Source organism: Streptomyces sp. NPDC047130 (genome assembly GCF_040643475.1).
Classification (GTDB): Bacteria; Actinomycetota; Actinomycetes; order Streptomycetales; family Streptomycetaceae; genus Streptomyces.
In genome coordinates this window covers 362,153-375,277 of sequence record NZ_JBEYUK010000001.1, presented here as the reverse complement: position 1 = coordinate 375,277, position 13,125 = coordinate 362,153, and the positions used below count along the sequence as shown (strand labels likewise).

Annotated in this window: 11 protein-coding genes; 7 read left to right on the top strand and 4 right to left on the bottom strand. The window is 75.0% G+C overall.

The annotated features are described in order from the left end of the window. Positions 1-105: 105 nt before the first annotated feature. Positions 106-1,260, top strand: a complete 1,155-nt coding sequence (locus ABZ836_RS01675; RefSeq protein WP_356129132.1) for a cystathionine gamma-synthase — start codon at positions 106-108, stop codon at positions 1,258-1,260. A gap of 90 nt (positions 1,261-1,350) precedes the next feature. Here ABZ836_RS01675 and ABZ836_RS01670 read toward each other — a convergent pair whose 3' ends face one another. Together ABZ836_RS01670 and ABZ836_RS01665 are read right to left on the bottom strand one after the other, a co-directional pair. After that, on the bottom strand, positions 1,351-2,004 hold the full coding sequence (locus ABZ836_RS01670; RefSeq protein WP_361138288.1) for a hypothetical protein: 654 nt from the start codon (positions 2,002-2,004) through the stop codon (positions 1,351-1,353). Positions 2,005-2,292: 288 nt separating this feature from the next. Further along, positions 2,293-2,826, bottom strand: coding sequence for a MarR family transcriptional regulator (locus tag ABZ836_RS01665; protein WP_356129127.1), 534 nt, complete (start codon positions 2,824-2,826; stop codon positions 2,293-2,295). Positions 2,827-3,011: 185 nt separating this feature from the next. On the opposite strand from ABZ836_RS01665, the gene ilvA reads away from it, so the two are divergent. The 5 genes from ilvA to msrA all read left to right on the top strand — a co-directional run bounded on the left by ilvA (position 3,012) and on the right by msrA (position 9,873). Beyond that, positions 3,012-4,241: a threonine ammonia-lyase gene (ilvA, locus tag ABZ836_RS01660; RefSeq protein WP_356129125.1), complete on the top strand. Its 1,230-nt coding sequence runs from the start codon at positions 3,012-3,014 to the stop codon at positions 4,239-4,241. A gap of 653 nt (positions 4,242-4,894) precedes the next feature. Next, on the top strand, positions 4,895-6,022 hold the full coding sequence (locus ABZ836_RS01655) for a hypothetical protein (protein ID WP_356129122.1): 1,128 nt from the start codon (positions 4,895-4,897) through the stop codon (positions 6,020-6,022). 259 nt (positions 6,023-6,281) lie between these two features. Further along, complete coding sequence (locus tag ABZ836_RS01650; protein ID WP_356129119.1) at positions 6,282-7,925, top strand: M48 family metallopeptidase; 1,644 nt, start codon at positions 6,282-6,284, stop codon at positions 7,923-7,925. Then, complete coding sequence (locus ABZ836_RS01645; RefSeq protein WP_361138285.1) at positions 7,925-9,037, top strand: hypothetical protein; 1,113 nt, start codon at positions 7,925-7,927, stop codon at positions 9,035-9,037. The genes ABZ836_RS01650 and ABZ836_RS01645 overlap by 1 nt, the downstream gene beginning before the upstream one ends. Positions 9,038-9,189: 152 nt before the next feature. Then, complete coding sequence (gene msrA, locus ABZ836_RS01640) at positions 9,190-9,873, top strand: peptide-methionine (S)-S-oxide reductase MsrA (protein ID WP_356129113.1); 684 nt, start codon at positions 9,190-9,192, stop codon at positions 9,871-9,873. Positions 9,874-9,945: 72 nt separating this feature from the next. Here msrA and ABZ836_RS01635 read toward each other — a convergent pair whose 3' ends face one another. Both ABZ836_RS01635 and ABZ836_RS01630 read right to left on the bottom strand, forming a co-directional pair. Next, positions 9,946-10,506, bottom strand: a complete 561-nt coding sequence (locus ABZ836_RS01635) for a hypothetical protein (protein WP_361138282.1) — start codon at positions 10,504-10,506, stop codon at positions 9,946-9,948. A gap of 72 nt (positions 10,507-10,578) precedes the next feature. Beyond that, on the bottom strand, positions 10,579-11,484 hold the full coding sequence (locus ABZ836_RS01630) for an NAD(P)-dependent oxidoreductase (RefSeq protein WP_356129109.1): 906 nt from the start codon (positions 11,482-11,484) through the stop codon (positions 10,579-10,581). Positions 11,485-11,587: 103 nt separating this feature from the next. Between ABZ836_RS01630 and ABZ836_RS01625 the strand changes: the two genes are divergently transcribed. After that, positions 11,588-13,048, top strand: coding sequence for a glycerophosphodiester phosphodiesterase family protein (locus tag ABZ836_RS01625; RefSeq protein ID WP_361138280.1), 1,461 nt, complete (start codon positions 11,588-11,590; stop codon positions 13,046-13,048). Positions 13,049-13,125 lie beyond the last annotated feature (77 nt).

Genomic DNA, 13,125 nt, shown 5'->3' with positions numbered 1-13,125 from the left:
CGGGAGCCGCCCGCGGCGGCGGGGTCCGGGGCGGCGCGGGGTCCGGGGCGGCGCGGGGTCCGGGGCGGCGCGGGGTTCCCGTCCGACCCGTTACGCTCGGTGCGCATGAGCGACACCCACTTCAGCGAGCACTTCGAGACGCTGGCGATCCACGCGGGCAACACCGCCGATCCCCTGACCGGCGCCGTCGTCCCGCCCATCTACCAGGTCTCCACGTACAAGCAGGACGGCGTCGGCGGGCTCCGCGGCGGCTACGAGTACAGCCGCAGCGCCAACCCCACCCGGACGGCCCTGGAGGAGAACCTCGCCGCCCTCGAGGGCGGCCGCCGAGGTCTCGCGTTCGCCTCCGGCCTGGCCGCCGAGGACTGCCTGCTGCGCACGCTGCTCGCGCCGGGCGACCACGTGGTCATCCCCAACGACGCCTACGGCGGCACGTTCCGCCTGTTCGCCAAGGTCGTCTCCCGCTGGGGCGTGGAGTGGTCCGTCGCGGACAGCGGCGACCCGGACGCCCTGCGCGCCGCGATGACCCCGAAGACCAAGGCGGTGTGGGTCGAGACGCCCTCCAACCCGCTCCTCGGCATCACCGACATCGCCGCCGCCGCGCAGATCGCCCACGAGGGCGGCGCCCGCCTGGTCGTCGACAACACCTTCGCCACGCCGTACCTCCAGCAGCCGCTGGCCCTCGGCGCGGACGTGGTGGTGCACTCGCTCACCAAGTACATGGGCGGCCACTCCGACGTGGTCGGCGGCGCCCTGATCACCGGCGACCAGGCCCTCGGCGAGGAGCTGGTCTTCCACCAGAACGCGATGGGCGCGGTGGCCGGGCCGTTCGACTCCTGGCTGGTGCTGCGCGGCACCAAGACGCTGGCCGTGCGGATGGACCGCCACTCGGAGAACGCCGCCAAGGTGGTCGACATGCTCAGCCGTCACCCCAAGGTGACGAAGGTGCTGTACCCGGGCCTGCCGGAGCACCCGGGCCACGAGGTCGCCGCCAAGCAGATGCGGGCCTTCGGCGGCATGGTGTCCTTCCAGGTGGCCGGCGGCGAGGAGGCCGCGGTGGCGGTCTGCGACCGCGCCAAGGTCTTCACGCTCGGCGAGTCCCTCGGCGGCGTGGAGTCCCTGATCGAGCACCCGGGCCGGATGACGCACGCCTCCGCGGCGGGCTCCGCGCTGGAGGTCCCCGCGGACCTGGTCCGCCTCTCCGTCGGCATCGAGAACGCCGACGACCTCGTCGAGGACCTCCGCCAGGCCCTCGGCTAGTCCCTCCGGTCGGTCCCTGCCTCCGCCCCGGCTTGCCCGTGCTCGCCCGGGTCGGCGGCCGGGGGCCGGGGGCCGGGGCTGTGGGGGTGGCTACCTCCACAGCCCCGTCGCGGCGGCCGCCGCGGCGCCGGCCCCGGTGAGGAAGGCCGCCGCGGCCAGCGCCCGCCTCCACGCCCTCGCGCGCCGCAGCCGCCGGCCGGCCCCGACCGCCGCGTCCGCGAGGCCCGCGGGGACCACCGGAACCGGGAGGGCGCCCAGCACGCGCCGGGCCTCCGCCTCGCACTGCGGCCCGGCCCCGGCCGCGAACCGTCGCGCCGCCCCCGCGGTGAGCGCCTCCACCCGGGCCGTGCCGCATCCCAGCAGCATCGCCGTGCGCTCGGTGTCGATCCCCTCGTGCAGCCGCAGCACCAGCGCCGCCCGGGCGAGCGGCCGCAGCTCGCCCAGTGGACCGCCGATGCCCGCGGCCTTCGCGGGGCCCAGGACGCGGCGCAGCCGCAGTGCCCGCAGGAAGCCCCGCACCAGCTCGGCCCGCGTGCGGTCGTAGGGGTCGTCACCCTCGCCGGAGACCCGGGCCCACACGGCGTACGTCCGGGCCAGCGCGTCCGTCAGCAGCCGCCGGGCCACCGGCCGGTTCCGCGGGCTCTCGCCGGTGAGCAGCGTGGCCGTGAGCAGCAGCCGGCCGCCGGCCGCCGCGGCGAACACCAGGAACTCCCGCTCCCCCGCACCGCTGCCGCGAGCCGCCACCGTTCCGCCACCCCCCTCCCCCTCGGTCCCGCCCCTTCCCCGTCCTCCGGGTCCCGCAGCTCGTACAGGTCTCGCGGGTCCTGCGGGTTCCTGCGGCTCGTACTGGGCCCGCGGCTCGCACGGGTCGCGCGGTTCGTACGGGTCGCGCGGTTCGTACTGGGCCCGCGGCTCGCACGGGTCACGCGGCTCGCACGGGTCGCGCGGCTCGTACGGGTCGCGCGGTCTTACGGGTCGCGCGGTCTTACGGGTCTTGCCGGTAGCGGCTCGTGCCGGTCGGGCGGGTGCCGGTCAGTCGTCCGCCGGCTCCCCCGACGCGCGGCCCCCCGCCTGCACGGACATCCGCTCCGACAACGCCTGGTTCATCCGCGTCAGCAGCGAGCAGAACGCGTCGCGTTCCTCCTGCGACCAGTCCTCGGTCAGCTCGGCCATCAACTGGCGGCGCGACGACCGGACCTCCTCCAGCCTCCCGCGCCCGCGCGCCGACAGGTCGAGCACCACGGCGCGGCCGTCCTCCGGGTGCGAGGTCCGCCGGACCAGGCCGGACTCGACCAGCGGCGCCACCTGGCGGGTGACCGTGGACGAGTCGATGCCCATGCCGGCGGCCAGCGCCTTCACGCCCATCGGGCCTTCCTGGTCGAGCCGGTTGAGGAGCAGGTACGCCGCGCGGTCCATCGAGAAGCGCAGCCGTCCGACCGCGCCGAGCCGGGTCTGCTCGGCGCGGCGCGCGAACAGGGCCATCTGGTACTGGAGCGACTCGAGGAGTCCGTCGTCGGTGGTCGTCACGTCCATCGACTCCGTCGACTTGTCGGGTGCAGTGGGCATGGCCGGAAGCTCACTTCGATCTGGGCCGGTAGTGGTGGACAGGCTACGCGGACTCGCACCCGTCCGTAACGAGCCTGTGGAAAACACGTTCGCCCTCCGGGGGCCCTGTGGACGGGCCGCGCGCGCGGCCCGCCGGGTTCTCCACAGGGCGGGTGAGCCGCCTCCGCTCCTGCGAGACTGAGGCCATGAACCACCGCACCACCGCGGCTTCGCATCCCGTCACGCTCGACGACGTGCGCGGCGCCCAGAAGATGCTCTCCGGGATCGCGCGGGTCACCGGACTCGAGGGCAGCAGACACCTGTCCCGGCTGGTGGGCGCGCCGGTACACCTGAAGTGCGAGAACCTGCAGCGCACGGGTTCCTTCAAGCTGCGCGGCGCCTACATCCGGATCGCCGGCCTCCTCCCGGAGGAGAGGGCGGCCGGCGTGGTCGCCGCCAGCGCGGGCAACCACGCGCAGGGCGTCGCCCTCGCCGCCTCGCTGCTCGGCGTGCGGGCGACGGTCTTCATGCCCAAGGGCGCGCCGCTGCCGAAGATCAGCGCCACCCGCGAGTACGGGGCGGAGGTCATACTCCACGGCCAGGTGGTCGACGAGACGATGTCCGCGGCGACGGCGTACGCGGAGGAGACCGGCGCGGTCTTCATCCACCCCTTCGACCACCCCGACGTGATCACCGGCCAGGGCACGGTCGGGCTGGAGATCCTCGAGCAGTGCCCCGAGGTCCGGACGATCGTGGTCGGCGTCGGTGGCGGCGGGCTGGCCGCCGGGGTGGCGGTGGCGGTGAAGGCGCTCCGGCCGGACGTCCGGATCGTGGGGGTGCAGGCGGAGGGGGCCGCCGCCTATCCGCCCTCGCTGGCCGCGGGCCGTCCGGTGGCGGTGCCCCGGCCGGTGACGATGGCCGACGGCATCAAGGTGGGCCGCCCCGGCGAGGTGCCGTTCGCCCTGGTCAGCGAGCTGGTCGACGAGGTGCGGACGGTCGGCGAGGACGACCTGTCGGCGGCGCTGCTGCTCTGCCTGGAGCGGGCCAAGCTGGTGGTGGAGCCGGCCGGGGCCAGCCCGGTCGCCGCGCTCCTCGCCGATCCGCGGGGGTTCCGGGGGCCGGTGGTGGCCGTGCTCTCCGGGGGCAACGTCGACCCGGTGCTGCTCCAGGGCGTGCTGCGGCACGGCATGGCGGTCCAGGGCCGGTACTTCGCGGTCCGCGTCCGCCTCACCGACCGCCCGGGCTCGCTGGCCACGCTGCTGTCCGTGCTCTCCGAGATGGACGCCAACGTCCTGGACATCAGCCACCGCAGGACGGCCCCGCGGCTGGGCCCCGCCGAGGCGGAGGTGGAGGTCCACCTGGAGACCAAGGGACCGGAGCACTGCGCGGAGGTGAGCCGGGCGCTGCGCGCGGCCGGGTACGCGACGACGGACTGACCGGCACCGGCACCAGGCACCGCCGGCCGCCACCGGCACCGGCACCGCCGTCCGGCACCGACCCCGGTCCCGGTGAGGCCGACGGCCGTGCCGGGGGCGGCGCGTCCTTCCTCCGACGGAGCGGCCCTCCGGGCCCAGGGGCCAGGACCGGGGGGGAGGGGCCGGGGGCCCGGACCGGAGGGCCCGGACCGGAGGGCCCGGACCGGAAGGCCAGGACCGGAAGGCCAGGACCGGAAGGCCAGGACCGGAAGGCCAGGACCGGAAGGCCAGGACCGGAAGGCCAGGACCGGAAGGCCAGGACCGGAAGGCCAGGACCGGAGGGCCCGGACCGGAAGGCCAGGACCGGAAGGCCAGGACCGGAAGGCCAGGACCGGGAGGCCCGGACCGGGCCTAGACCGGAGGGCCCGGACCGGGAGGCCCGGACCGGGCCTGGACCGGGGGCCCGGACCGGGCCTGGACCGGGGGCCCGGACCGGGCCCGGCCGGCCGAGCCCGATGCGGGCCCCCGCGGCCACGAAGACGGCCGTGAGCCCGAGCACGACCGGCCCCCGCCTCACCGACCGGTGCGGGCGCCCGGCGTCGGCACCGGCGCGCCCGGAGCGCAGGTGGGCCCCACATTGGCCCTTCCCCCACCCCGTCTGGTTCGCTGGTGGCATGGAGATTATCTGGGTGCTCTTCGCCGTCGCCTTCCTCGGCTTCGTCGTGGCGTCGATCTACCGCCGCAGGAACGCCGGGGGCGGCATAGCGCTGGCCCGTCCCGGTGACCCCGACGCGGCGGACCCGGCGGCCTACGGCTTCCTCCGCCAGGAGGACCTGGACATCAGGCTGCCGGGCCCCGACCAGGACCTGGTCGACGTGCTGGACCTGGTGCAGCGCACCCAGGACTACCGGGCAGCGGCGCAGCTCCTGGCCGGCACCGAGAAGGAGGGGGAGCGGCGCTGGCAGCGTGTGCAGGCCTTCGCGGGCGCGGCCTCGCTGGAGCTGCTGCGCAAGCCGGCCGGCGACCCGTCGCAGACCCCCGGCGGCCAATGGCTGCGGGTGTGGCGCAGCGAGCAGCCGAAGGACGCGGGCGGCGCGGCGGTGCACGCGGAGTTCCTGGTGCAGCAGGCCTGGCGCACCGCGACGCCGGGCAGCGACGAGTTCCGCATCATCATGGAGGAGGCCAAGGAGGCCTGCGCGCGGGCCGCGCTGCTCGCCCCGGGCGACCCGGTGCCGTACATCACCGAGCTGTCGGTGGCCCGCGGTCTCGGCTACTCCCGCGAGGAGTTCGAGCAGCTGTGGCTGAAGCTGCTGGACCGGGCCCCGCACCACATGGGCGCCCACCTCGCCGCGCTGCACTACTGGTGCGAGAAGTGGTACGGCTCCCGTGAGCTCGCCTACTCCTTCGCCGAGGCGGCCGCCGCCCGGGCGCCCCAGGGTTCCCTGCTCTCCTCGCTCCCGCTGTTCGCCGTCTTCGAGCACCTGCAGGACCTGACGCTGGTGGCGAACCTGTACGAGAGCGAGGTCGTCACCAAGGCGATGCACGGCGCGCTGTACGCCGCGAGCCAGGCCCGGCCGGACGACGCGGTGCTGCCGCACGTGCGGCACCTGCTGATCTGGTTCCTGGTCAACGGCTCCCGCTGGTCCGAGGCGATGGGTCAGCTGGTCCACGTCGACGGGCACGTCGGCGCGCTGCCCTGGACCCTCAGCCAGGACCCCGCCGCCGAGTACGCGGTCTACCGCGCGCTCGCGGTGGCCGGCTTCGAGGCCAACGGCGGCAGCCCGGCCTCGCTCCTGCGCTGACCCGTCACCACCGGCGCTGACCGGTCACCACCGCCGCTGACCCGCCGTCACCCCCCGGTACTGACCCGCCGTCACCCCCCGGTGCGCCGACCGGTCCTGACCGGCGCTTCTCCCGCCGGGCAGGGCGCCCGGCCCACCACCGTCCGCCGCCCCGAACACCTTTGCGGTTCGGGGCGGCGGTGCGTCATAATCCGCTTCCCCCCACCCGGCCCCGGCCGTGCCTTGTCATGCCCTTTTCCGTGATGTGTAGGGAAGCTCCATGAGTTCCACGCTGCGGGCCGTCCGGGCCCTGATCCTGCTCGCGGGATTCCAACTGCTCAGTCTGGTGCTGCTCGCGCTGCTGCTGGCCGTCGACTGGGCCGCCGTCCATGCCCCGAGCGGCGTCACCGGCAAGGTCTGGCTGGTGTCGGTGGTGCTCGCGATCCCGGTGGTCCGCGGCATGTTCATGCTCCGTCTGCCGAAGATCGAGGAGCCGCCGGGCGTGCCGCTCACCGAGGAGGCCGAGCCGCGCCTGTGGGCCATGGTCCGTGACCTGGCCGAGGCCGCCGGCACCCGCGCCCCGGACACCATCGTCCTGACCGCCGACGTCAACGCCTCCGTGATGGAGCGCCCCCGCCTCGGTGGCCTGCTTCCCGGCCGCCGCAGCCTGCACATCGGCCTGCCGCTGCTCACGGGCCTGAGCGAGGCCCAGTTCCGCTCGGTCCTCGCCCACGAGTACGGCCACTACATCGGCGGCGACACCCGCCTGGGGCCCGTCGTCGTCCGCGGCCGCCTGCAGATCGAGCGCACCATCGCCCACTTCCAGGAGAAGGCCGACAAGAAGGTCGCCAAGGAGCGCGCGGCGCAGGAGAAGAAGGCCGCCCGCCGGGTCGCCAAGGGCAGGAAGGCCAAGGAGGTCGACACCACCGGCGTCGGGATCACCTACCGGGCCATGGCCCGCGTCTACACCTGGTACGGCAGGTTCTTCCTGCGCGCCTCCCGGTCGACCGCCCGCGCCCAGGAGTTCGCCGCCGACCGCAACGCCGCCCGCCTGGCCGGGCGGGACGCCACCGCCTCGGCCCTCCGCGAGGTCCCGGTCCTCTCCTCCGCCTACGACTTCTACCTCGAGTCGTACGCGACGCTGGGACTCGACGCCCGCACCATGCCGCCGCACGGCGCCTTCTTCGGCGGTTTCGGCGACCTGCTGAGCGCCCGCGAGCTCCAGCTCGCCGAGATGCGCGTCCAGCTCCCCGAGCAGGAGCTCTCCCCCTACGACTCCCACCCGCCGATCGCCGAGCGGGTCCGCGCCGTCGAGGCGCTGCCCGACGACGGCCGGGCGGACGACGGCCGCGGCTCCGCCCTGGACCTGCTCGCCGACCCCCGCGGCGCGGCCGCCGCCCTGGAGCCGGCCGTCCTCGCCGGGGAACTCCTCGGCTTCCGCCGCGCCGAGGACTGGCACGAGCTGCTGGACACCGGCATGACCGCGCGCCTCGGCGAGCTGGACACCCCGCTGCACCGGGCCGTCGCCCTGCACACCAAGTCCGCCCCGACCCTGCGCGCCCTGCTCCAGGTGATCGACGACGGCCACCTCTGGCAGCTCGCCCGCCGTCTGCCCCTCTCCGAGGAGGCCTCCACCGCGCAGGGCCGCGCCTTCCGCGAGTTCGTCCGGCCCGCCCTGGAGGGGCTGCTGCGCACCTGGGCGATCTCGGAGCTGAGCCGGCACGGGCTGCTGAGCTGGGAGTTCTCCTGGTCCGAGTCGGCGACCGTGATCCTCCCCGGCGGCGACCCGGAGGCCGCGGGCGAGGCCCTGGACGCCGCGGTCACCGCCGCGCTCGCCGACCGTCCCGACACCGCGCCGCTGCGCGCCCTGCTGCCCCCGACGCCCGCCGAGACGGGCACCGGCACCGACATCGAAAGCGTGTGATGACCGTACTGCTCTGGATCCTGGGGATCCTCGCCCTGCCCCTGGTCGCCTTCGGCGTCTGGTGGGTGGCCGTCTTCGTCAAGGCGTTCGTCAAGGCCGACCCCGAGGCGGAGGAGGAGGCGGAGAAGAAGGAGGAGGCCGTCCGCGTCCTGGGGCTGCTGCCCGCCTCCGCCCAGAACACCTCCATGGCCCGCCCGGTGCCCGCCGAGTGGTCGGCCGCCCAGGCCGCCGCGCGGCAGGGCGAGTGGCAGCCGGCCGCGGCGCTGCTGCGGAGCATCGGCGAGGACTGGAACCTCCGCTCCGGCTTCGTCGGCGTGATCGGCGACGTCGCGGTCGACGACGACACCTGGCTCCTGGCCTGGGAGAACGCCCTCCCGGACGACCCCGACGCCGCGGTGGTCCGCGCCTGGAGCACCGTCGGGCTCGCCGGGAAGGTGCGCGGCGCCAAGCGGGCGCAGCACACCAGCCAGGAGCAGTTCGCCGGCTTCCACCGGACCCTCGCCCGGGCCCGCGAGGAGATCGCCCGGGCCGTCGAGCTCAACCCGGCCGATCCCACCCCGTTCGTCAGCGAGATCTCCGTGGCGCTCGGCCTGGGCTACCCGAACTCCGAGATGAACAAGCTGTGGGAGCAGATCGTCCTGCGCGCCCCGCACCACTACGACGCCCACTACTGGGCGCTCCAGTACTGGTGCGCCAAGTGGCGTGGGTCGAAGAAGCTGGCCATGGACTTCGCCGAGCGGGCGGCCCGTTCGGCGCCGCTGGGCAGCCTGCTCACCGTCCTGCCGCTGGTCGCCCACTTCGAGCACGACGACTCCGACAGCGCCGACGTCGACCGCACCCCCCGGATGATCGCCCGGGTCGACGCCGCCCTCGCCGACGCGGCGGCCTCGGACCCGGCCCACCCCCGGCTGCCCGCGGTCCGGCACGTCCTCGCCTACTTCCTGGCCCTCCAGGACCGGCACGAGGCCGCGATCGAGCAGTTCACGATGGTCGACGGCCACATCGGCGCCCTCCCGTGGTCCTACAAGGGCGACCCGGCGCACTACTACTGCCACCTCCGGGACATCTCCGCCGCGGCGGTCGTCGCCGCGAGGAACGGCACCGCGGCCTGACACCGCGGCGAGGACCGGGCGGGCGGCGGCGCGGGAGCGGGTCGCCCGCACCGCGGGGGCGGTCGCCGGAGGAATCCGGCGGCCGCCCCGCGCGTTGTAACGGCGACGCCCGCGGAACCTTCCGCCACGCGATCACGATCTGGAGGAACGCCATGCTGTTCGGCCGAACGACGCCCGTGATGGTCACCGCGGACCAGGCCCTGCCCGGCCGTCCCGCGCCGGTCCTCACGCCGCAGGCCGCCGGTGCCCACACCGTCCTCGGCACGCCGCTGCTGGACCACCCCGAGGGCATGGCGACGGCCGACTTCGCCCTCGGCTGCTTCTGGGGCGCGGAGCGGAAGTTCTGGCAGCTCCCGGCCGGGGTGTGGACGACGCTCGTCGGCTACCAGGGCGGCTTCACCGAGAACCCCACGTACGAAGAGGTCTGTTCCGGCCTCACCGGCCACACCGAGACCGTCCGCGTCGTGTACGACCCGGACGTCCTCTCCTACGAGGAGCTCCTGAAGACCTTCTGGGAGGCCCACGACCCCACCCAGGGGTACCGCCAGGGCAACGACGTCGGCACCCAGTACCGCTCCGCGATCTTCACCCACACCCCCGAGCAGGCCGCGGCGGCCGAGGCGTCCCGCGCCGCCTACCAGGAGGTGCTCACCGGGGCGGGCTACGGCGCCGTCACCACGGAGATCGCGCCCGCCGCCGCGCACCCCTTCTACCCGGCCGAGCTCTACCACCAGCAGTACCTGTCCGACGCCAAGAACCCGGGCGGCTACTGCGGCATCGGCGGCACCGGCCTGTCCTGCCCGGTCGGCGTGGCCCCGGCGCCGGACGCGGGCTGACGCGACGCACGCACGCACCGCCCGTTCGGCTCACCCGTCCGAGCGGTGCGGGCGGAGCGCCGCGCGCCCGCCCTACTCCCGCGTCGACTGGTCGGTGACCTCGCAGTCGACCGGCCGTTCCCGTTCGACGTCGCCGGGGCCCTCGTAGTCGGCGCTCACCGCCGACTTCAGGTAGCCCTCCGTGTTCATCGGGACGAGGTGGTCGACGGCCTTCCCGACGACCGTGCCCTCCTCCGTGAACTCCACCGTGACGGTGTACGACGCGTGCTCCCCCGCACGGTTGTCGACGATCACCGTGCCCCGGAGGCCTATCTCGTCGACGACGCAGTCCGTGACGGAGACCTTCCGGTCGGTCCCCCCGGCCGTGGGCGTGCTGGTGGCCGAGGAGCCGGAGCCGGTGCCTCCGGTCGAGCTCGCGTGGTAGTCGTCGTCGTAGTCGGTGCCGGTGTCGTGTTCGGTGCCGGTGTCGTGGTGGTACCCGGTGTCGTGGTCGCTGTCGTCCGATCCGCCGCCGTGGCTGCTGCTGCCGCTGCTGCCGCCGTCGCACCCACCGCCTCTCGATCCCCGGGCCCCGGTGAGCGCGAGGACCACGACGACGAGGACGGCGACGGCACGGACATGCCGGCTTCTCATACGGACTCCCCCCGTACTGCATGACAGGCGCGCGACACCCTACCGGGCGCGGGGGCCGCACAGGGCCGGAACTCAGTACCCCCGCTCGACCGGGACCCTCAGCGGCACGGGCTCACCCGCCGCGATCGCCCGCCAGCACGCCAGGAGGTCGGTGACGACGTCCTCGTCGGTGGTGGGCCCGGAGGTGTGGGAGGTCAGGACGGTGCGGGGCAGCGCCCAGGCGGGGTCCTCGGGCTCCGCCGGTTCGACGGCGAGGACGTCCAGGACGGCGGAGCGCAGACGGCCCGCGGTCAGCGCGGCCTCCAGCGCCGCCCGGTCGACGGTGGCGCCGCGGCCGACGTTGACGAAGGTCGCGCCGCGCACGGCTTCCAGGCGGCGCGGCCCGAAGAAGCCACGGGTGGCGGGGGTGAGGGGCAGCACGTCGACCACCCAGCGGGCCTCGGGGAGCAGGGCGTCCGCCTCCGGCACGGCGGCGCGGCCCGCCTCGACCACCCGGATGCCCGCCCCGCGCAGGTACCGCGCGACGCACGAGCCGATGCGCCCGGCACCGTAGACCAGGGCGAGCTGCCCGGCCGCCAGCTCCGTCTCCCGCCGTGACCACGCGCGGCGGTCGTGGGCGTCGAGGAAGTCGGGCACGCGCTGGCACTCGGCGAGGATCCACCCCAGCACGTACTGGGCGATCCGCTCCCCCATCCGGCCGACGGTGCGGGTCAGCAGCACCCCGGCGGGCCAGTCGCCGTCCCGCAGCAGGGCGTCGACACCGGCGTTGACGCTGTGGAACCAGACCAGCCGCTCCCCGGCCGCGAAGGACGGGCGACGGGCTCCCACGCGGACGACGGGCCGCCCCGCGGATCCGGGAGGGCCGTACCGGACGGGGCGCCCGAGCGCCCGGGCGAGGTCCTGCCGCAGGCCCTCCGGGAGCTGGTCGTCGGCCACCACGACCGCCTCGTCGAGTTCCGCCGGCGTCGGTGCCCGCATCGTTCCTCCCGCCGCATCACGCCGTCGGCCCGCCATGCGACCGCCAGCCGTCCGTCACTTTGAGGTACCGGCGCGTTACCTACCGCTCCCTACCGTCGTGAGCATGACCAGGGAAACGCGTAGCCGAACCCTCAGGCCCACGACCGTACTGGTGATCAGCCTCGTGCTCACCGCCGGGGCGTCCGCGCCGTCGGCGGTGGCCGCCGACGTGCCCCTGCGGCAGGGTTCCCCCGCCACCGCCGTGCCCGCCCCCGGCGCCACGGTGGTCAGCCAGACCTTCGGCGGCACCTCGCTCCCGTCCGGGTGGAAGGCGGTCAGCGGCACCTGGAAGGTGCAGAACGGCCGTCTGGTCGGCACCGGCGGAAGCCGCGCCCGGATCACCTTCGGCACCCCCCTCACCGACTACCGCTTCGAGGCGACCGCGCGGTTCGTGAAGGTGGACAACACCTCCCGCTGGTTCGCCCTCGGCCTGGACCTGCCGTCGAGCGGGGCCACGCCCTGGTGGATCGCCACCCTGCGCTCCGGCTCCACCGCCTCCAACGGCGTGGAGTTCGCCCGGCGCACCCCGTCGGACACCTGGAACGTCACCGACACCGCCGCTGCCGTGGGCGCGGCCGGCACCGGCAAGGACGTGCGGGTGCGGGTCGACGTCCGCGGCATGAGGGCGACCTGGTACCTCGACGGGCGGAAGGTGCTGACCACCGACAAGCTGCGGCGGTCGGCGAACGGCCGCCAGGCGCTGCTGGTGGACGGCGCGACGGTCTCCTTCGACAACGTGAAGGTCACCTCGCTGCCGTCGGCCAACCCCTTCCTGCGCGGCGCGGGCGAGCCCGCTCTGGCGGTGGCCCACCGCGGGGCGTCCGCCGCCGCGCCGGAGAACACGCTCGCCGCGCAGGAACTGGCGCGGCGCGCGGGCGCCGACTGGATCGAGACGGACGGTCAGATCAGCAAGGACGGCGTCCCGTACGTCATGCACGACAGCACCGTCGACCGCACCACCGACGGCACCGGGGACCTCACCACCCTCACGTCCCGGCAGCTCGACGCGCTGGACGCCGGCTCCTGGTTCTCCGCGCGGTACGCCGGGGAGCGGGTGCCGACCCTGCGCGCGCAGGGCGCCGACATCAAGGCGCGCGGCGGCCGGCTGCTGCTGGAGATCAAGCGGGCGGCCTCCAAGGACCAGGTCGCGCGGATGCTCGGCGTGCTCCGGGAGGCCGGGATCCTCACCCCCGACCGGGTCTTCGTGCAGAGCTTCAGCAAGCAGCACCTGATCTGGGCGCGCGAGCTGGCGCCCGAACTCCCCCGCGGCTACCTGACGTCCACCCTGGACGCCGACCCGGTGGCGGTCGCCCGCGAACTGGGCCTGACCGCGTACAACCCGAAGGCGACGGCGCTCACCGCCAGGCCGTCGGTGGTCGGCGACCTGCACCGGTCGGGCGTGGCCACGATGGCGTGGACGGTGGACACCACCGCGCAGTGGAAGACGCTGGACTCGCTCGGCGTCGACGCCGTCATCACCAACCGCCCGGCGGAGCTGGTCGCCTGGCAGGACGCGCAGGGCTGAGCGACGCGCGAAGGGCCCCGGCGTGCGAACACGCCGGGGCCCTTCGTCCCCGCGGGGCTCTCCGCCCCGTCACGGGC